Source organism: Pedobacter aquae (assembly GCF_008195825.1).
GTDB lineage: Bacteria > Bacteroidota > Bacteroidia > Sphingobacteriales > Sphingobacteriaceae > Pseudopedobacter > Pseudopedobacter aquae.
Map to the genome: position 1 here is coordinate 2240225 of NZ_CP043329.1, position 19407 is coordinate 2259631.

The window sequence follows — 19407 nt, forward strand, 5'->3', positions numbered from 1 at the left end:
TTTCTTCTTCTATCTCAATTTCAAGGTTACTATAGTTATAATAGCTAGTAGTATCCCAATAATCCAAAAGCGGGTAACAATTTTTGCTTCGTGATAACCCTTTTTCTGAAAGTGATGGTGTAATGGCGACATTAAGAAGATTCTTCTGCCCTCGCCATATTTTTTCTTGGTGTATTTAAACCAAGATACCTGCATTATAACCGATAGATTTTCTATCAAGAAAACACCACAAAGTATAGGGATAAGCAATTCTTTACGTATCATGATAGCTAAAACTGCTATGATACCTCCAATGGTTAAGCTTCCTGTATCGCCCATAAAAACCTGAGCCGGAAAGGTGTTGTACCACAGAAAACCTACACAAGCACCTACAAAAGCCGCTGCAAAAATTACCAGTTCGCCAGAATTTGGGATGTATAAAATCTTTAGATAATCGGCAATAATCATATTACCAGAAACATAGGCCAGCAAAGCCAAAGTAATTCCAATGATTGCTGATGTTCCGGTAGCTAAACCGTCTATCCCATCGGTAATATTAGCACCGTTAGAAACTGCCGTAATGATGACGATAACAAATATCAAAAACACTGGAAAAGCATATTTCTCATAGCCATCGCCCATAAACTTTAAGACTTTGGCGTAATCAAACTCATTATTTTTATAGAAAGGGATATTGGTGATGGTAGATTTTACATCATTTGCATAATGTACACCTGTTGATTTTTCTACCTTAATAAGCTTTTTACCATCCTTATTATAAACTTCTTCTGTTTGTGAGGCAGCACTTCCGGCTGGTAAAGCGCCTGTAACAGTTTGTCTAACTAAAATACCGGGATGGAAATACATGGTGCAACCCACAATGATAGCTAAACCAACTTGCCCAACTATTTTAAACCTACCCGCTAAACCTTCTTTATTTTTCTTAAATACCTTAATATAATCATCTAGAAAGCCTATCGCTCCCATCCAAATGGTGGTTACAATCATTAAAATGATGTATATATTTTCTAGCTTGGCAAACAACAGGGTTGGGATTAATACCCCAGCAATAATGATTAAGCCACCCATAGTAGGTGTACCTTGCTTTTGTATTTGGCCGTCTAAACCTAAATTTCTTACGGTTTCGCCAACTTGCTTTTGTCTTAAATACTTAATCAGTCTACTGCCATAAACAGTTGTGATAATTAAGGATAAGATGATGGCCATACTTGCCCTAAAAGAGATAAACTGAAATACACCTGCTCCGGGGAAATCAAATTGTTTATCTAAAAAGTTAAAAAGGTAGTATAACATTAAGCAAGTAGGTTAAATTGGTCCAACAATATTTTTTTATCATCAAAATCTGTCCTTAGGCCTTTTATTTCTTGATATTTCTCATGGCCTTTACCCGCTAATAAAATAATATCACCAGGTTGGGCTAAATGACAAGCAGTTTTTATAGCCTCTCTTCTATCAATAATGGTAAGCACTTTACGCTGATTTACAGGCGTTACACCAGCTTGCATATCTTTGATGATATCTTCTGGATTTTCTGAACGAGGATTATCTGAAGTAAGAATAACTTTATGACTCCAATCGCAAGCTGTTTGCGCCATTACAGGGCGTTTAGTTTTATCTCTATCTCCGCCACAGCCTATGATGGTAATGATAGATTCATTTCCATTTCTGATATTATCTATGGTAGACAGTACATTTCTTAAAGCATCTGGCGTATGTGCATAATCAACAATACCTACTACTTTATTTGGCGCCACGATATAATCAAACCTACCTTCTGCACCACTAAGTCTGCTTAAAATGGTTAAGACTTTTATTTTGTCTTGCTCTAACAACATGGCCGTTGCATAAACAGCCAATAAATTATAAGCATTAAAAGAGCCTACCATTTTCATATAAACCTCATGCCCGTCAATATCTAGATGTAAACCAGAGAATTGATTTTCCATCACTCTAGCTTTAAAATCAGCTAAAGTTTTTAAAGCATAGCTTTTTTTGTAAGCCTTGGTGTTTTGCAGCATCACCTCACCATTTTTATCATCAATATTGGTAAGCGCAAATGCTGATTTATTTAAGCCATCAAAAAATGTCTTCTTTGCTTTTAGGTAATTATCAAAAGTGAGATGAAAATCTAAATGGTCATGAGTGATATTTGTAAAAACAGCCCCAGCAAAGTTTAATCCTTCTATACGATGTTGTGCTACCGCATGCGAGCTTACTTCCATAAAGCAATAATCGCAGCCGGCATCAATCATACTATTTATTAAAAATTGTAGCGCAACTTGGTCTGGTGTAGTATGTGTTGATGGAATAATAGCATCATTTATCTTATTCTCTACCGTAGATATTAACCCTACTTTATAACCTAAATCTCTAAATAGCTGATAAAGTAAAGTACAAACTGATGTTTTACCATTCGTACCTGTTACACCAACTAGTTTAAGTTTTGATGATGGATGATCGTAAAAATTAGCAGCTATAGTTCCTAAAGCTTTAGCAGAATTTGCTACAACTAAATAGGTAACACCATCTACCACATGTTCTGGTAAGCTTTCTAAAACAACAGCATGAGCTCCTTTTTCTATAGCTAAGCTGATATAGGCATGCCCATCTGTTAGCGTTCCTTTAATGGCAACAAAAAGTGTTTGGGACGCTACTTTTCTAGAGTCGAAAGCAATTTGAGCTATTTCAACCTCGGTTGAGCCAATTACTTGCTCTAAAGCAACACCATACAATATGTCTTTTAAAACTGCCATTATTGTAACTCAATTAAAATTTTAGTCCCTTTCATGATAGGTGTTCCTACAGCTAAAGATTGTGTTATCACCTCACCACTTCCCTTAACCACTGGCTTTAAGCCCGAATTCCCTAAAACGTATAGTGCATCTCTCAAGCCCATTCCAACTACATCTGGCACCACACCACGATTCATCTTTACCTCTTTATAAGTGATACCATTATTGGTATCTATATCATTTTCTGTAGCCGAAGCGAAATAAGGTTTAATACCAAAAGCGCTATATACTTTTTGTGCAGATTGCTTATGCCCATCTTTTACTTTTGGCAGCCTGGTATTACCTACCAATTTGGGCGCTTTCATATCAGAATACATCTGTATATCCCCAGCATAAACCATATCAGCAACTTCTCTAAAAATTGGCCCTGCCACATCTGCAGCGTAGTAAGAACCTTTAGTTGGATTTTGAACAACCACAATCATGGAGTATTTAGGCTTTTCTGCCGGGAAATACCCACAAAAAGATGCTTGATATTGTCTTTTACCTTTATAGCCTTTAGAACCATCTGCCACTTGTGCTGTACCTGTTTTACCTGCAATTTTATAAAGTGGATTGTTTAAAGCTTTTCCGGTACCATCAATCACAACGCCTTCTAACATCACTTTAAGTTTCTCCAAAGTGGCGTCAGAACATATTTTATCATTAACTACCCTAGGTTTAAATTGCTCAACAGTAGACCCCAATCTTCTAATTTCTTGCACAAACATTGGGCTTATCATTTTACCGTTGTTAGCTACCGCATTATAGAGGGCTAGTATTTCTACCGGAGTCATTTTAAGCTCATAACCATAAGCCATTTGAGGCAAGGTTAAACCGCTCCATGATTTGCTTTCTGGTGTTTTAATTAAAGGGCTGCCTTCTCCAGGGATTTGTAAACCCATTTTTTCACCTAGTTTTAAATCATGAAGTTTACTGGTAAACTCTTCAGGCTCGTCTTTATAGTGGTTATAAATTTGTTTGACAATGGCTACGTTAGATGAAACTTCAAAAGCTTGTTTCATGGTTATTACACCATAACCACCTTCGTGAGAATCTTTAATGGTATGACGGTAAACTTTGTATTTACCACCCTCTGTATCAATACGGTCGTTTAAATCAAACTTGCCGTCTTCCATAGCAATCATGTAAGACGCTAATTTGAAAGTTGAGCCAGGCTCAGCACTTTGAGCAATGGCATAATTAAACTTCTCTTTATACTCAAGTTCTTCACCATCTCTGGTGTAATTTGCTATAGCTTTAATTTTTCCTGTTTCTACCTCCATCACTAATACACAGCCAAAATCAGCCTCGCTTTTCACCAATTGCTTTTTCAAAGCACTTTGTGCTAGATCTTGCATATTGATATCAATGGTAGAAATAATATCTGCACCATCCTTAGGAGCAATTTCTGCATCCTCATTAATTGGCATCCACACGCCACCTGCAATTCTTTGTACTAATCTTTTCCCTGTTTCACCATTGATATAATCGCCATAAGCACCTTCTAAACCTACAGCTGCACCAGCATTTGCATTATAATAGCCTATAGTTCTGGCAGCTAAATCTCTGAAAGGAAAAATTCTTTTATTTTGCTGTACAGCAATCATCCCGCCTTTATACCTACCCAAATTAAATATTGGAAACTTCTTTAGCGCTTTTAAATCCTGATAGCTCACGTTTCTCTTAATCAAAAAATAACGTTGGCGTTCTTCTCTAGCATCACGCAAAAGACGAGCATATTTAAAACCTGGTTTATCTTTAAAATGTGCCGCCAGACGATAAGCCAAAGAGTCTACTTTCTCATAAAAAACTTTATCATCTTCTATACCACCTGCCAGTAAATCCATTCTGATTTCATATTCAGGAACCGATGTAGCTAGTAAACTGCCATCTGCCGAATAAATATTACCTCTAGCCGCTTCAACCTCTACATATTTGGTACTTAAACTATCGGCCATAGCCCTGTACTTATCGCCTTCTACAACTTGCACATGAACCATTTTAGCGATTACTGCAAATGCAAACAAAACGATAACCCCGAAAGCTGCGTAAACACGCAGAAGAATGTTAGTTCTTATATTCATCAGGACTAATTTTTATTTTTATGGGTGGCTCTACAGAAACTTTAAGACCCAAAACGGAATCTACCCTGCTTGCCACTTCTGTTTGTTTACTTTTAAACATAAGGTCAGCTTTAAGCGTCTTAAAATCCCAACTCAGCTCTTTCACCTCTTTGCTAACCTTATCTATTTTCCTAATATTATTCTCTGCAGTATGCCTGTTTCCTATATAAATCATCCCTAGAAAAGCCAAAAACACGATAAAGGGAAGCGCTTCTGTAGCACCTTCTTTAGAAACCACACCTTTTGTAAAAAGAGAGATCAAAAAGCTTGGAGCAACCTCTTTAGGCTCCTCTTTCTGCTTTGGAAGAATTTCTTCCTCTACAGGCTCCGCTTTGGGTTCTCTAATTTTATTTATCATTGTTTTACAGCAATTCTTAATCTTGCACTTCTTGCTCTGTTATTTAATTTGATTTCCTCTTCACTTGCCGTAACAGATTTTTTAGTTACCACCCTAAAAGGCTTAATCTCATTCCCAAAAAAATCTTTTTCAACCTCGCCGCTAAACTTTCCTTTAGCCATAAAGTTCTTCACCAACCTATCTTCTAAAGAGTGATAAGACATTACTACCAACCTGCCACCTGGCTTTAAAACTTCTGCTGTTTGTTCCAGAAAATCTTTAAGCGCCTCCATTTCTTGGTTAACCTCTATCCTTAGTGCCTGAAAAACCTGTGCTAAATATTTATTCTCTTTTCCTCTCGGAATTAATTTATGGATGACCGTTTTTAACTGAGAAATTGTTTCTATCGGAACATTTAACCTTGCTGTAACCATAGTTCTGGCTAAAGATTTTGCATTTTGTATTTCGCCATAAATGCCAAATATTTTATGCAAATCATCCTCTTCATAAGTATTTACAACTTCTTTTGCGGTTAAACCGGATGATTGATCCATACGCATATCCAAATCGCCATCAAAACGGATGGAGAAACCGCGTTCAGGAACATCAAACTGATGAGAAGAAACACCTAAATCGGCCAAAATCCCATCAACAGGAATTAAATCATGCGCCCTTAAATTATTCTTTAGAAATCTGAAGTTTTGATCAACAAAAACAAACCTATCATCAGCTATGATATTCTGTCTAGCATCTTCATCTTGGTCAAAAGCTACCAAAACCCCATCATCACCCAAGTGCTTCATGATTTCTCTTGAATGGCCACCGCCACCAAAAGTTACATCTACATAAACACCTCCAGCCTGAAGAGCCAAGCCCTCCATACATTCTTTCAACATCACCGGAACATGATAAACGTTATCCATCTATCCTCCTTCCTTTACCCATCACCTCTTCGGCAAGGCTTGAGAAATTTTCTGGCTCATCATCCAACTGCGCATCGTAAGCATCTTTAGCCCAAACTTCTATCTTATTAAACTGACAAGACAAAACCACCTCAGCACCTATACCAGCATACTCTAATAAAGACTTTGGAAGCAAAACCCTTCCAGAAGCATCCAAAGAAAGCTCAGTAGCACCTCTAGTGAAATAGCGAATAAATTTCCTGTTCTTTTCTTCGTACTGATTTAACTGCGCTAACTCTGCCGTTACCTTATCCCACTCTGCCTTAGAATAAACAACCAAGTGCTTTTCAAAACCACGGTTTATCACCAAGCCCTCTGCATCTGCCGCAGGCAATTGCTTCTTCAAACCAGAAGGCACCATCAGGCGTCCTTTGGCATCAAGCTTACAATCAAATTCTCCAATCAGATGAGACATGCTAAGTGTATATAGTTTTTCTTAATGTAAAAATAAACATAAGTTCCACTTCTTACCACTTTTTACCACAAAAAGTTTTCAACACATTAGAAAATGCTTAAAACAGGCATTTTTGAAAACAAATTTGCGCTACTACTTGTACAAGCACCTATCTTATCCTCAAAGAACACCAAAACAAAACCTTGATTATCAAATTTTTAAAATCGTTAAGATTTACTAAGTGGGAGACTTTTTCGATTTTTTGTAGAAAAGTAGAACAAAGTGGGAGAACTCTTCAGATTTTGGCATCAAAACCTATCCATTTCATCCATAAAATAAACCAGTATAAATAACGTTATGCCACAAAACCTTCTATATGTTGACCCATATCTTTAAAATAACACTCCTTATTCCTCTTATTCTATCTTGTAGCTTTTCAAAAAACACACTTCCGGCTAAAACAAATACCAGCATTACCAAACCCGCTGATATAGAAAGCCTAGAACAAGAACTACATCAACTTGTTAATCAAGAGAGAAAAAAGCAGGATTACCCCTTCTAGTTTTTGATCAACAAGTTCAGTTAGTAGCCAGAGCACATAGCAGAGATATGGCCAAAAGAGATTTCTTCTCGCATATAAACCCTGATAAAGAAAATCCTTTTGATAGGATGAAAAAAGCGGGTATTGTATTTAGGGCGGCAGCAGAAAATATCGCTTATGCATCAACTATTAAAGAAATTCATGAAGGCTTAATGAACTCGCCTAAACACAAAGCCAATATTTTAAACCCTAAATTAGGCAGAATGGGTGTTGGCATTGTAGCCTCCAAATATGGTTTAATGACAACGCAATTATTCAAAAATCTGGAGTAACACAATTAATTATTAATTCTGTTTATTACATTTAGCTATTGGCTTAAAATGTAATTTCTATGAAAGTAATTTTATCTATTGATGGTGGAGGCATAAAAGGTATCATACCGGGAATGATTTTAGTTAGCTTAGAAGAAAGGCTTAAAAGAAAAACCCATAACCCCGATGCATCTATAGTAGACTATTTTGACTTTTTTGCAGGCACTAGCACTGGTGGAATATTAACTGGCCTATTACTTTGTCCTTCTGAAGCCGACCCTACAAAACCCAAATTTAGTGCTAAAGAAGCTTTAGACCTCTATATTAAACATGGCGCAGAAATATTTCAGAATAAAGGCTTTAAAAAGATTTTAGCCCAAATTGGCTGGGTTACCGAGAAATATAATAATGCCGCATGGGAGAAAATTTTAAAAGATTATTTTGGCGATGTTAAGCTTAGCCAGCTGATAAAGCCTTGCATTATTACTGCCTACAATATAGAATTAAGAAAGGCTCATTTCTTTAGACAAAAAACAGCTATAGAAAGGGGTGATAGTAGAGACTTTTATTTAAGAGATGTTTGCAGGGCAACATCTGCAGCGCCAACTTTTTTTAGCGTGGCCGAGATTTATTCTTTAGCGGGTGTTAGATACCCTTTATTAGATGGAGGTGTTTTTGCAACCAACCCAACTATGAGTGCCTTTGTTGAAATACAAAAAACACCAGAAAAAGAAATCCCTAGAAATATTCATATTTTATCTTTAGGCACTGGGGTTTCTAAAAAATCATATGATAGCGATGAGCTAAGCCAAACAAAAGCTTTATTTGTTGTGCCCGCATTATTAGATATGATGATGAGTGGGGCAAGCGAAACTAGCCATTTTTATATGATGCAGATTTTTTCATTTTTAGGGATATCCAATCAGTACATTAGGCTAGAGCCAAAAGATTTACAAAGTGTTGATGAAAGAATGGATGCCGCTACACCTAAGAATATTAAAAAGCTTATGGCTTTAGGCGATAGATTAATTAGCGAAAGAAATTTATTATTAGACCGAATTGTTGATACTTTAATTAATCTTAAAGAAGAAGTAAATCATTAAAAAACTATTTATAAAAGCTTTCAAATTTATCCCAAAAACCATCCTTTGGCAGAGGAGCGAAAACGTCAATCGGCTCATTTTTAACCGGATGCGTAAATTGTAATCTTCTGGCATGCAAACAAATGCTCTTTTTACGACTGCCACGTGGGTATCCGTATTTATTATCGCCAACAATGGGACTGCCTAAAGTAGCTAATTGAACTCTTATTTGATGAGGCCTACCCGTAATAGGATCTACCTCAATAAGGTAATAGCCGTCTAGAAACCCTAATACTTTAAAGTTTAGCTCGGCTCTCTGGCTACCCTTAACTTCTTCATCATAAGCGGTGGTAATATTCTTTTTAGGATTTTTTACTAACCAGTGAATCAACTTACCTTCCATCTCACGAGGCTTTTGTCTTACCACAGCCCAATAAGTCTTATGCATTTGTCGCTCTTTAAACATTTTATTGATACGATCTAATGCTTTAGAAGTCTTTGCAAAAAGTATTACCCCGCTCACTGGCCTATCTAAACGATGTACAACACCTAAAAAAGCACCATTAGGTTTCTGATATTTTTCGGCGATGTATTTTTTCACCATATCATCCAAAGACAAATCTCCGGTATCATCTACCTGAACAATCCAGCCTGCTTTTTTATAAATCGCAATAAGATGATTATCCTCGTAAAGAACATCTTTATCTGTAACTGTATAATTTAAATCCGGGTATTGAGACATTTTTTTTAGATATGAGTATTGAGATATGCGTATAGAGACTCTTTGCAATTCCGCAAAATAAAGATATGAGATTTTTAGATTTGAGTATTGAGATGTGCATATGGAGACCTTGGCAATTCCATTTAATATCGCTAACTTGTATCCATTTTCCTAAAAACTAACCAACTAACCAACTAACCAACTAACCAACTAACCAACTAACCAACTAACCAACTAACCAACTAACCAACTAACCAACTAACCAACTAACCAACTAACCAACTAACCAACTAACCAACCAACTAATTAATACTGTTCTTTATCGTTAGGAAAATCGCCACTTTTAACATCGGATACGTAAGATTTTACAGCGCCATTAATTTCTGTAAATAAATCTAAATATTGTCTTAAAAACCTTGGCGTAAAACCTTTGGTTAAACCAATCATATCATTAATCACTAACACTTGTCCATCGCAGCTGCCACCTGCACCAATACCAATAGTAGGAATTTGTACACTTTCTGTAACCTCTTTAGCTAGTGCGGCAGGTATTTTCTCTAAAACAACAGAAAAACAACCTGCATTTTGTAAGGCCAAAATATCTTCTTTAAGTTTTTGAGCTTCGGCTTCTTCTTTAGCTCTTACTGTATAGGTACCAAATTTATAAATAGATTGAGGTGTTAAACCTAAATGCCCCATTACAGGTATACCAGCGGTTATAATTCTTTGAATAGACTCTACAATTTCTGTCCCACCTTCTAATTTCACCGCATGTGCACCAGATTCTTTCATAATCCTGATAGCAGAATTTAAAGCTTCTTTAGAATTACCTTGGTAAGAACCAAAAGGTAAATCAACCACTACTAAAGCCCTTTTTGTTGCTCTTATCACAGATGCCGCATGATAAATCATTTCATCTAAAGTAATAGGCAAAGTAGTTTCATGTCCGGCCATCACCATAGAAGCAGAATCTCCAACAAGTATAATATCTACCCCACCTTCATCAACAACTCTTGCCATAGAGAAATCATAAGAAGTAAGCATCGCTATCTTCTCACCTCTATTTTTCATTTCCTGTAAAATATGAGTGGTTATTCTCCTGATTTCTTTATGTACAGACATTTTTAATAATTATATGGTGTTAATTTAATTAAGCTAACAGGCTTCAAAGTTAGAAAAAGGAAAATGTAATGTTTAATATTTTAGGTATTAATATTGATGAACATATTTTTAATGATAATTATTTTGAGCTTTTACTTTGTCTGTTATGCTATTTTTACTAGTTTTGCACCCCGAGATGAAAAATAAGCAAGCTCTTATTTCTAACATTAACATCAAGGAATTTATTCCATCCCATAGCCTTTTTCAATTAAATTTTCATTTAGAGTTTATTAATCACAAATGAACGCACACTACACAAAATTACCCGCCGTACTTCTTTTAGCTGATGGAACCGTTTTTCACGGTAAAGCAGCAGGAAAAATTGGTACTACAACAGGCGAAATCTGTTTCAATACAGGTATGACTGGTTACCAGGAGATTTTTACAGACCCTTCTTATTTTGGACAAATCATGGTTACGACCAATGCTCATATTGGTAATTATGGTATACATGCTGATGAGATTGAATCTGGAAGCATTAAAATTGCTGGCTTGGTGTGCAAAAATTTCAATATAAGCTATAGCAGAAAAGAAGCAGAAAAATCTATTCAAGATTACTTCCAAGACGAGCATATTGTTGGTATTTCTGATATCGATACCCGTGAGTTGGTAAGACATATTAGAGATAAAGGTGCTATGAATGCCATTATCTCTTCAGAAATATTAGATATCGAGGAACTTAAAGCTAAACTTGCTGGCGTACCTTCTATGGATGGCTTAGAGCTTTCATCGCAAGTAAGTACAAAAGAGCCTTATTTTATGGGTGATGAAAATGCCCCAGTAAAAGTTGCTGTTTTAGATTTAGGCGTTAAGAAAAATATCTTAAGAAATTTTGCTGAAAGAGGTGTTTATGCTAAGGTTTTCCCAGCTAAAACTGCTTATGATGAAATGAAAAAATGGAACCCTGATGGTTACTTCATTAGTAATGGCCCCGGAGACCCTGCTGCAATGCCTTACGCCATAGAAACGGTAAAAGAAATTCTTGAAGAAGACAAGCCTTTGTTTGGTATTTGCCTTGGTCACCAATTATTAGCACAAGCTAACGGTATTGGCACCATGAAAATGTTTAACGGCCACCGTGGTTTAAATCACCCAGTAAAGAACATCATTAAAGACCATTGCGAAGTTACTTCACAAAACCATGGTTTTGGTGTAATTGCGGAAGAAGTTAGAAAATCTGATAAAGTAGAAATTACTCACTTAAACTTAAACGACCAATCTATTGAAGGTATAAGAGTTAAAGGTAAAAAAGCGTTTTCTGTGCAATACCATCCAGAATCTTCACCAGGTCCGCATGATTCAAGATACTTATTTGATGATTTTGTGGAAATGATGAAAGGATAATAATCATAAAAATCCCTCCCAAAAAGAGGGATTTTTTATTTTAATAATATTACGAGTTATTAAGCTCCATAAACTTCATAACCGCTCTTATTTCGCCATAAGAAATCTCTTCGCCTAAAGCTGCTTTGGTATCATTCATAGATGAAGGTTTATTTCTCCAGATATAATCTTGAATTTGGCTTACTTTACTCTTATTTACAAAGCTATAAATATCTAAATCGCCAGTACCAATGTAATGTGTTAAATGAGTCTCTATTGTAGTAAGCGCTAAATTTCTTTCTAAAGCAATTTCTTGCATGGTTTTACCTGCTTTAAATAAATCGAAACTTAACTTTTTGGTATCTACTTTCTCTGCCGTGGTTTTTACAAACAATTGAAAAGGTGTCTGAGAGACTTCTTTCTTCTCGCAATAATCGCTAATCATCACCAATAGCTCGTTCCCAAATTGCTTCACTTTGGTTTTACCTATTCCTTTTATACTTTCTAGTTCTTGAAAGTTTGAAGGCAATTTATTTACCAACTCTATCAAAACCTTTTGCGGTAAAATATGATAAACCGGTACATTATTTTCTGCAGCTAATTGGTCTCGCCAAGTTTTAATGGTTTTGTACAATTCGGGATGGTTAACACCACTAACCGGAGCAGTTGCTTTTTCTACCGGAGCAGCTTTTTTAAGGTTCAAGAAATCTATCTCTGCATTGGCCTTAGTTTTTAGATAATTTAAAGTTTGAAAACCATTACAGCAAAGTTTAAGTGCAGATTGCTTGATGAAAACCTCTTTTTCTACCTGCTCTATAGCCTCTAAAAATTGCTTTTTGATGGTTTTATTATCTGCATCAAAACTTACTTTATCTAAATTTTCATGAAGCACAATTAGCTTATCTGCAAAATAAGTACAAGCTTTTTTAACACGTTCTTGCAACTCCTCATTTTCCTCCGGTAACTTACCTTGCTGCAAGTATTGTTCAATCTGCCTGTTAAATTTCTCCGCTACGGTATAAATATCAATTTCTACTGCCTCTCTAACTGCATTAATATTCTCTAAAAAGCCTAAACTTATAATTTGATGATATTCTTCTGCTAATTTCTTACACAAATAAAGGGATGATTTGAGTCGTTTAAAATCAAACAGTTCTAATAACAAATTTCTTTGAAAAACAACTTTGGCTTCTACAAGATGCTGCTCTCCCGGGCTGTTTTGCTCGGCATTTTTGGTATAGGTGGCAACAGTTCCATCTGTTTTAATGCTATTAAAAGAAATTGGCGTACGCAAAACCATTCCTTCGAAGCTTTTACATCGGCTTAAAGCCACATAAACTTGTCCGTGGGCAAAGGCGGCATTAGCGTCAATAATAGCTTTTTCAAAAGTTAAGCCTTGACTTTTATGAATGGTGATAGCCCAAGCCAACTTAATAGGATATTGAATAAAACTACCTATTACTTTTTCTTCAATTTCTTTACTAGCCGCATTTAATTCGTATTTGGTATTTTCCCACTCTACCCTGCCTACCACAATTTCTTGTAAATCTCCGGGACATTTTACATGGATATAATCATCTTTTATTCTGATGATTTTACCTATTTTCCCGTTGAAATAGAGCTTATCTCTAGAAGCGTCGTTTTTAACAAACATCACTTGTGCACCTTCTTTCAATTCCAACTCTAATGCGTTAGGATAAGAAAACTCTGGAAACTCGCCTTTAACATCAGCTTTATAATGATGACTTTTTGCTTTTAAACCTTTCAGCTTTTCATCGTTAATGATATTGGCAGATTGGTTATGAGATGTTAAGGTGATATAACCTTCTTCCTCATCGGGATTGAAATTAGGGATATAACGTTGGTTAAGTTGCGCTAAAAAGTGTTCATCAATACGGTTTTCTCTAACGGCATTTAAGATATCTATAAAAAAAGTATCAGACTGACGATAGATATGCTTAAGCTCTATACTTATTGGCGATGTTTGCTGCAAAGCCTTGCTGTTAAAAAAGTATAAATTGCTGTAATATGGTTTTAACAGCTCCCAATCTTGATCTTTAACAACCGGCGAAAGCTGATGCAAATCGCCAATCATTAAAAGTTGTACACCACCAAAAGGCTTATTTCTATCCCTATATCTTCTTAAAACTTCATCAATATTATCTAAAGTATCGGCTCTAACCATACTTATTTCATCAATAACCAATAAATCAAGACTTTTTATAAGACTGATTTTTTGCTTATTCATTTTGTGTTGAAAGGATTTTTGATCAGCATTTGGCACATAAGGCCCAAATGCTAATTGAAAAAAAGAATGGATGGTGCTTCCACCTGCATTGATAGCAGCTACACCTGTAGGTGCTACAATAACCATCCTTTTAGGGCAATTTTCTTTTAAACGATGTAAAAAGGTTGTTTTACCTGTACCAGCTTTCCCGGTTAAAAAGATATTCTTATCCGTAAACTGTACAAATTCTGAAGCTAATTGAAGTTGAATATTTTGCGCCATAAAATTTATAGGATAAGCTTTAGGTAGTTAACTCATCCTAATTGCCTATAAAATATAAATAATTCTTTTTAGCTAAAATTTTTAGTTTATTTTAACAAAAAAAAGCCTTTTAGAAAAAATTCTAAAAGGCTTTGTATATGAAAATTGTTTATACTAAACTACATAAGTTGTAGATGATGTTGTACCACCACGACCTGTCCAATTGGTGTGGAAGAATTCTCCTCTAGGTTTATCAATACGTTCGTAAGTATGCGCACCAAAATAATCACGTTGTGCTTGTAATAAGTTGGCAGGTAAACGCTCGCAACGGTAACCATCGTAATAATTTAAGCCAGCGCTTAAGCAAGGTGCAGGAATACCATTGATAGTTGCTAGAGCAACCGCTTGTCTTAAACCATTTTGGCAAGCCTGGATTTTTTCAGCAAAATATGGGTCTAAAAGAAGGTTAGCTAAATCTGGGTTATGATCAAATGCTTCTTTGATATTGCTTAAGAAACGAGAACGGATAATACATCCACCTCTCCACATTAAAGCAATATTACCGTAGCTTAACTCCCAACCGTACTCTTTAGCGGCAGCTTTCATCATTTGGTAACCTTGTGCATAAGAAATTACTTTAGCAGCATATAGTGCATCTCTTAAGTAATTGATATATTCTTGTCTATCGCCATTAAATGATGGTTTTGGACCAGCAGTTAAAACTTTAGATGCAGCAACACGCTCGTCTTTTAAGGCCGATAAACATCTTGAGAATACAGACTCGGTAATTAAAGTTAATGGAATACCTAGTTCTAAAGCAACCGTACCTGTCCATTTACCTGTACCTTTTTGCCCGGCTGTATCTAGTATTTTTTCAACTATTGGAGAGCCATCTTCTTCTTTATATGCTAAAATATCTCTGGTGATTTCTACTAAGTAGCTATCTAATTCACCTTCATTCCATTCTTTAAATACGTCATGCATTTCATCTGTAGACATTCCTAAAACGTCTTTCATGATGTGATAAACTTCGTTTATCAATTGCATATCGCCATACTCGATACCATTGTGAACCATTTTAACAAAATGCCCAGCACCACCATCGCCTACCCAATCGCAGCAAGGAGAACCATCACTTACTTTGGCAGCTATACCTTGGAAAATTGGTTTTACAGCTGGCCATGCAGCTTTAGAACCGCCTGGCATAATTGAAGGACCTAATAAAGCACCTTCCTCGCCACCAGAAACACCACTTCCTATAAAGTGTAGCCCTTTGCTTTCTACGTATTTTACACGACGCTCTGTATCTGGAAAATGAGAATTTCCTCCATCAATAATAATATCACCAGGAGATAAATGAGGGATTAATAGCTCGATGAAATCATCAACAGGCTTACCTGCTTTTACCATTAACATAACTTTACGCGGAGCTTTTAAAGAGGCGATTAAATCTTCAATAGATTTTGCTCCGTAGATGTTTTTACCTTTAGCTCTACCGTTGATAAAGTTTTCTACCTTATCTACAGTACGGTTGTACGCAGTTACATGAAATCCTTTACTTTCCATGTTCAAGATTAGGTTTTCGCCCATTACAGCGATACCTATGATCCCGATGTCTGAAATTGCTTTACTCATGATGTATAATTAAATATGTTGGTTTTGTTTGAAATGTTAGTGCTGCAAGATTAGCAATTTTTTAGGAATTTGAGGGCATAAACCTGTGCTAAATTGAAAATAATAACTATTAACCTGAGTTCGATTAATCAAAAAGCTAAGATTTGATTAGAATTAGCATTTTGATATTTAATTGAAGGTTTTTTAGGAAAAAAAGAATAGGCAATTAATGCGGCAATCATGTTGGATATAAAATTTGTAAAAGACCTATGTCTTGAATGCTCAATTTGGCAAATGTTTTTTAGTTCATCGTTTACCGTTTCTATTACTGATCTTTTTCTAAGAGTAATCTTATCATTCATAGTCATTAAGCTGTTTTTCATATTGTTACGAATGCTCGTAATTAGATGTATATCATTGACAAACAATATATTGGCTAGTTTCTCAGAAATATATCCCTTATCTGCGAATAGTTTTCCAAATACTGATTTCAGGAAGTTTTCATTTTTGAGCGGATCTCTGTCATCAACATTTGCCTGTGTAATTGCAAAGTTTAAAATTTCTCCTTTATCGTTGATTACAATGTGGAGCTTAAATCCATAAAACCAGCCCATTGTAGATTTACCTACCTCTGCAATGCCCTTAAATACCTTATTCCGTTTTATTCGCTTATTGTTACATACCCTAACTGGGGTTGAATCTACAAATGAAATACCGCTACAAATACCTAAACAGCAGGTCTTCAAAAATATGGTCATCGGCATAAGTATGCTTTGGCTAAGCTCAACAAAGCGATTATAAGAAACCGTTTTTGGAAATTCGGACTGCATGTGTCGTTGAATATAAAACAGATAAAAGTGCTTAAAGCACCTGAAACCACTAAGATGAAAGAATAGGCAAATCGATATAACCTCACTCTTGGACATCACTGGTGGTCGCTTAGAAGCTTTTCCCAGTAGAAAGGAATGTGTATTGTTATCGAAATCTTTGCAAAATTCATCCACAAGACAAAAAATATCGCTAATTTTAGAGTAGTCAATCATATATAATTATAGTTAAGTATTTGATTTTAAGACACTTAAATATAACTATTTTTATTATGATTGACTAATTTATTTTAAAATATTAATCGAACTCAGGTTATTATTTCATATCCTATTTTTGAACTTTAATTATGCTATGTGAAGATGTTACACTCTTTTATATTCATGATTTTATCATTTGTGTTTTATTAAACTTGCTTTAGAATTGATTATATTTGATTATTAAACGAATTACTTATGGATATTCATGCAGAAAAATTAATTCTCATTGAGGAGCTTGTAAAAACACAAGACATCAATATTATTAAACAAATCAAGAACTTGTTTCATAAAAGTAATGATGATTTAGCTGGATATGATTTAAATGGTAAGGAAATAACCAGACAACAATTAATTGAGCAGATAGAAAATGCTGATATAAGAATAGAAAGCGGCATGTTTATAACCCAACAAGAAATCGAAAAAGAAGCTGAAGATTGGTAATTGCTTTATCAAGTAGTTTGGGACATAAAAGCTAAAGAATCTTTAAGAGCTATTTATTTATACATCAAAGAAGCTTCACCAAGTGCAGCAATTATGGTTAGAAAAGAAATTCTAAATTTAACGGCAAGTCTTCAAAAAATGCCTGAACGCTTTTCAACCGAAACTTATTTAAAAGGCAGCAATAAGGAATTTCGTTCTGTTTCTTTATGGAGTTATAAAATTATTTACAGGATTCATGAGCAAAAAGTAAGAATTTTGGACATTATACACACAAAAAGAAATACAGCCCTTATTGAAAAATTAGATTTTTAAGCGTTTTAGTTTAAAGTCTCCTAAACAAGCCCTGCCCCATAAACTGGATTGAAGCGTATACCGGCCCTTGTGGCTAAGGCCATGTGATGTATGAGCGAAAAGCCAGACTAGCTATAAATAGTAGCAACTACCCTGCTTTCCAAAAAATTAAAATCAACATTTTCTTAGCATATCCTTAACATTTTATAATTAAAGCATATGCCTAAAAAGTTTATATTTGCCCAGTTAAAATAAAAACTATACTTTAGTGTACTTTTAACACTAATAGTAGAATTGAATAATCCAACAAATTAAATACTATGAGCTTAATTCTTGATGTACATGCAAGACAAATCCTCGACTCGAGAGGTAACCCTACCATTGAGGTAGATGTAATCACCGAAAACGGTGCTATTGGAAGAGCAGCTGTTCCTTCTGGTGCTTCAACCGGACAATACGAAGCTGTAGAATTACGTGATAAAGATAAATCTGTATATTTAGGCAAAGGTGTTTTAAAGGCCGTTGCCAATGTTAATGATGTGATTGCTAAAGAATTAAGAGGTGTTGATGTTTTTGAACAAAACACCATTGATAGCATCATGTTAAAATTAGACGGTACTGAAAACAAAGGTAACTTAGGCGCTAATGCTATTTTAGGTGTTTCTTTGGCCGTTGCTAAAGCAGCAGCACAAGAAAGCAGACAGCCTTTATACCGTTATATTGGCGGTGTAAATGCTAACACTTTACCTATCCCAATGATGAACATTGTTAACGGTGGTTCTCACTCTGATGCTCCTATCGCTTTCCAAGAATTTATGATTATGCCGGTTGGCGCTTCTTCTTTCTCTGAGGCTTTACGTTGGGGAACAGAAGTTTTTCATAACTTAAAAGCTATTTTACATGATAGAGGTTTATCTACTGCGGTAGGTGATGAAGGTGGTTTTGCCCCTACTTTTGAAGGTACTGAAGATGGTGTTGAAACCATTTTAAAAGCGATTGAGAAAGCTGGTTACAAGCCGGGTGTTGATATTTGCTTAGCCTTTGACTGTGCTGCATCTGAGTTTTACAAAGACGGAATTTATGACTATTCTAAATTTGAAGGACCAAACGGAGCAAAACGTACCAGTGCAGAGCAAGTAGCGTATTTAGCTTCTTTAACAGAGAAATACCCTATCATTTCTATTGAAGATGGTATGGATGAAAACGATTGGGATGGCTGGAAATTATTAACTGAAAGAATTGGCGATAAAGTTCAATTAGTTGGTGATGATTTATTTGTAACCAATGTTACCCGTTTAAAACAAGGTATTGATAACCAAACTGGAAACTCTATTTTGGTAAAAGTAAACCAAATTGGTTCTTTAACAGAGACTATTAATGCGGTAAGCATGGCACAAACCAACAGCTATACTTCTGTAATGTCTCACCGTTCTGGAGAAACTGAAGATACTACAATTGCTGATTTAGCGGTTGCTTTAAACTGCGGTCAGATTAAAACTGGTTCTGCTTCTCGTTCTGATAGGATTGCAAAATACAATCAATTATTACGTATTGAAGAAGAATTGGGTAGCAATGCAAAATTCATTGGTAAAGACTTTAAATTCTTCAAAAACAGAAAATAGTTTTTTAGGATAAAAGAACAAGGATGAAGGAGTAAAGACTCTGGATGTCTAAAGAAACCGTTCCTTATTTTAGGAACGGTTTTTTTTTGAACATTGAATTTGGAGCAAGAAATAAAGACCAAAGAGTTAAGACTCTG

The 19407-nt window shown here is 35.4% G+C and carries 16 protein-coding genes and 1 pseudogene; 6 read left to right on the forward strand and 11 right to left on the reverse strand.

Going from position 1 to position 19407, the window contains the following annotated elements; all coding sequences use genetic code 11:
* Positions 1–9: 9 nt before the first annotated feature.
* The 6 genes from mraY to mraZ are packed head-to-tail and all read right to left on the reverse strand — an operon-like array spanning position 10 to position 6611.
* Positions 10–1293 carry a phospho-N-acetylmuramoyl-pentapeptide-transferase gene (gene mraY / locus FYC62_RS09775; protein ID WP_149074794.1) on the reverse strand — a complete coding sequence of 428 codons (1284 nt, stop codon included), beginning with the start codon at positions 1291–1293 and terminating at the stop codon, positions 10–12.
* Positions 1293–2753, reverse strand: coding sequence for a UDP-N-acetylmuramoyl-L-alanyl-D-glutamate--2,6-diaminopimelate ligase (locus FYC62_RS09780; RefSeq protein WP_149074795.1), 1461 nt, complete (start codon positions 2751–2753; stop codon positions 1293–1295). The genes mraY and FYC62_RS09780 overlap by 1 nt, the downstream gene beginning before the upstream one ends.
* On the reverse strand, positions 2753–4858 hold the full coding sequence (locus FYC62_RS09785) for a penicillin-binding protein (protein WP_149074796.1): 2106 nt from the start codon (positions 4856–4858) through the stop codon (positions 2753–2755). The genes FYC62_RS09780 and FYC62_RS09785 overlap by 1 nt, the downstream gene beginning before the upstream one ends.
* On the reverse strand, positions 4842–5255 hold the full coding sequence (locus FYC62_RS09790) for an FtsL-like putative cell division protein (protein WP_149074797.1): 414 nt from the start codon (positions 5253–5255) through the stop codon (positions 4842–4844). The genes FYC62_RS09785 and FYC62_RS09790 overlap by 17 nt, the downstream gene beginning before the upstream one ends.
* Positions 5252–6157, reverse strand: coding sequence for a 16S rRNA (cytosine(1402)-N(4))-methyltransferase RsmH (rsmH, locus tag FYC62_RS09795; protein ID WP_149074798.1), 906 nt, complete (start codon positions 6155–6157; stop codon positions 5252–5254). The genes FYC62_RS09790 and rsmH overlap by 4 nt, the downstream gene beginning before the upstream one ends.
* Positions 6150–6611: a division/cell wall cluster transcriptional repressor MraZ gene (mraZ, locus tag FYC62_RS09800; RefSeq protein ID WP_039449034.1), complete on the reverse strand. Its 462-nt coding sequence runs from the start codon at positions 6609–6611 to the stop codon at positions 6150–6152. Before mraZ ends, rsmH begins: the two co-directional genes overlap by 8 nt.
* 528 nt (positions 6612–7139) lie before the next feature.
* On the opposite strand from mraZ, the pseudogene FYC62_RS09805 reads away from it, so the two are divergent.
* A pseudogene (locus FYC62_RS09805) lies at positions 7140–7463 on the forward strand (CAP domain-containing protein); the annotation flags it as partial.
* A 59-nt stretch (positions 7464–7522) separates the two neighbouring features.
* Positions 7523–8545, forward strand: coding sequence for a patatin-like phospholipase family protein (locus FYC62_RS09810; RefSeq protein ID WP_149074800.1), 1023 nt, complete (start codon positions 7523–7525; stop codon positions 8543–8545).
* 4 nt (positions 8546–8549) lie between these two features.
* Here FYC62_RS09810 and FYC62_RS09815 read toward each other — a convergent pair whose 3' ends face one another.
* Together FYC62_RS09815 and panB are read right to left on the reverse strand one after the other, a co-directional pair.
* Complete coding sequence (locus FYC62_RS09815) at positions 8550–9266, reverse strand: RluA family pseudouridine synthase (protein WP_039449031.1); 717 nt, start codon at positions 9264–9266, stop codon at positions 8550–8552.
* Between the two features lie 285 nt (positions 9267–9551).
* On the reverse strand, positions 9552–10367 hold the full coding sequence (panB, locus tag FYC62_RS09820; RefSeq protein ID WP_149074801.1) for a 3-methyl-2-oxobutanoate hydroxymethyltransferase: 816 nt from the start codon (positions 10365–10367) through the stop codon (positions 9552–9554).
* A gap of 279 nt (positions 10368–10646) precedes the next feature.
* Between panB and carA the strand changes: the two genes are divergently transcribed.
* Positions 10647–11750: a glutamine-hydrolyzing carbamoyl-phosphate synthase small subunit gene (carA, locus tag FYC62_RS09825; RefSeq protein ID WP_149074802.1), complete on the forward strand. Its 1104-nt coding sequence runs from the start codon at positions 10647–10649 to the stop codon at positions 11748–11750.
* A gap of 49 nt (positions 11751–11799) precedes the next feature.
* Here carA and FYC62_RS09830 read toward each other — a convergent pair whose 3' ends face one another.
* From FYC62_RS09830 to FYC62_RS09840, 3 genes are all read right to left on the reverse strand, one after another.
* Positions 11800–14238, reverse strand: a complete 2439-nt coding sequence (locus FYC62_RS09830) for a helix-turn-helix domain-containing protein (protein ID WP_149074803.1) — start codon at positions 14236–14238, stop codon at positions 11800–11802.
* Positions 14239–14391: 153 nt separating this feature from the next.
* On the reverse strand, positions 14392–15852 hold the full coding sequence (gene gnd, locus FYC62_RS09835) for a decarboxylating NADP(+)-dependent phosphogluconate dehydrogenase (protein ID WP_039449019.1): 1461 nt from the start codon (positions 15850–15852) through the stop codon (positions 14392–14394).
* Between the two features lie 128 nt (positions 15853–15980).
* A complete protein-coding gene (locus tag FYC62_RS09840; protein ID WP_149074804.1) occupies positions 15981–16874 on the reverse strand; it encodes an IS982 family transposase in 894 nt (297 codons plus the stop codon).
* A gap of 237 nt (positions 16875–17111) precedes the next feature.
* Here FYC62_RS09840 and FYC62_RS09845 point away from each other — a divergent pair, with 237 nt between their 5' ends.
* The 3 genes from FYC62_RS09845 (at position 17112) to eno (ending at position 19270) form a co-directional block, all read left to right on the forward strand.
* Positions 17112–17357 (forward strand): hypothetical protein, encoded by a 246-nt coding sequence (locus tag FYC62_RS09845; protein WP_149074805.1) that lies wholly within the window; start codon positions 17112–17114, stop codon positions 17355–17357.
* Positions 17358–17669: a type II toxin-antitoxin system RelE/ParE family toxin gene (locus FYC62_RS09850; protein ID WP_149074806.1), complete on the forward strand. Its 312-nt coding sequence runs from the start codon at positions 17358–17360 to the stop codon at positions 17667–17669.
* A 299-nt stretch (positions 17670–17968) separates the two neighbouring features.
* Positions 17969–19270 carry a phosphopyruvate hydratase gene (gene eno, locus FYC62_RS09855; protein WP_149074807.1) on the forward strand — a complete coding sequence of 434 codons (1302 nt, stop codon included), beginning with the start codon at positions 17969–17971 and terminating at the stop codon, positions 19268–19270.
* Positions 19271–19407: the final 137 nt, after the last annotated feature.

Excerpts from the sequence above, each read along its gene's own strand:
- carA (WP_149074802.1), top strand. The coding sequence starts at position 10,647 with ATGAACGCACACTACACAAAATTACCCGCCGTACTTCTTTTAGCTGAT.
- FYC62_RS09840 (WP_149074804.1), bottom strand. The coding sequence starts at position 16,874 with ATGATTGACTACTCTAAAATTAGCGATATTTTTTGTCTTGTGGATGAA.
- FYC62_RS09845 (WP_149074805.1), top strand. The coding sequence starts at position 17,112 with ATGGATATTCATGCAGAAAAATTAATTCTCATTGAGGAGCTTGTAAAA.
- mraY (WP_149074794.1), bottom strand. The coding sequence starts at position 1,293 with ATGTTATACTACCTTTTTAACTTTTTAGATAAACAATTTGATTTCCCC.
- FYC62_RS09785 (WP_149074796.1), bottom strand. The coding sequence starts at position 4,858 with ATGAATATAAGAACTAACATTCTTCTGCGTGTTTACGCAGCTTTCGGG.
- FYC62_RS09830 (WP_149074803.1), bottom strand. The coding sequence starts at position 14,238 with ATGGCGCAAAATATTCAACTTCAATTAGCTTCAGAATTTGTACAGTTT.
- FYC62_RS09815 (WP_039449031.1), bottom strand. The coding sequence starts at position 9,266 with ATGTCTCAATACCCGGATTTAAATTATACAGTTACAGATAAAGATGTT.
- eno (WP_149074807.1), top strand. The coding sequence starts at position 17,969 with ATGAGCTTAATTCTTGATGTACATGCAAGACAAATCCTCGACTCGAGA.
- FYC62_RS09780 (WP_149074795.1), bottom strand. The coding sequence starts at position 2,753 with ATGGCAGTTTTAAAAGACATATTGTATGGTGTTGCTTTAGAGCAAGTA.
- FYC62_RS09790 (WP_149074797.1), bottom strand. The coding sequence starts at position 5,255 with ATGATAAATAAAATTAGAGAACCCAAAGCGGAGCCTGTAGAGGAAGAA.
- gnd (WP_039449019.1), bottom strand. The coding sequence starts at position 15,852 with ATGAGTAAAGCAATTTCAGACATCGGGATCATAGGTATCGCTGTAATG.
- FYC62_RS09810 (WP_149074800.1), top strand. The coding sequence starts at position 7,523 with ATGAAAGTAATTTTATCTATTGATGGTGGAGGCATAAAAGGTATCATA.
- mraZ (WP_039449034.1), bottom strand. The coding sequence starts at position 6,611 with ATGTCTCATCTGATTGGAGAATTTGATTGTAAGCTTGATGCCAAAGGA.
- rsmH (WP_149074798.1), bottom strand. The coding sequence starts at position 6,157 with ATGGATAACGTTTATCATGTTCCGGTGATGTTGAAAGAATGTATGGAG.
- panB (WP_149074801.1), bottom strand. The coding sequence starts at position 10,367 with ATGTCTGTACATAAAGAAATCAGGAGAATAACCACTCATATTTTACAG.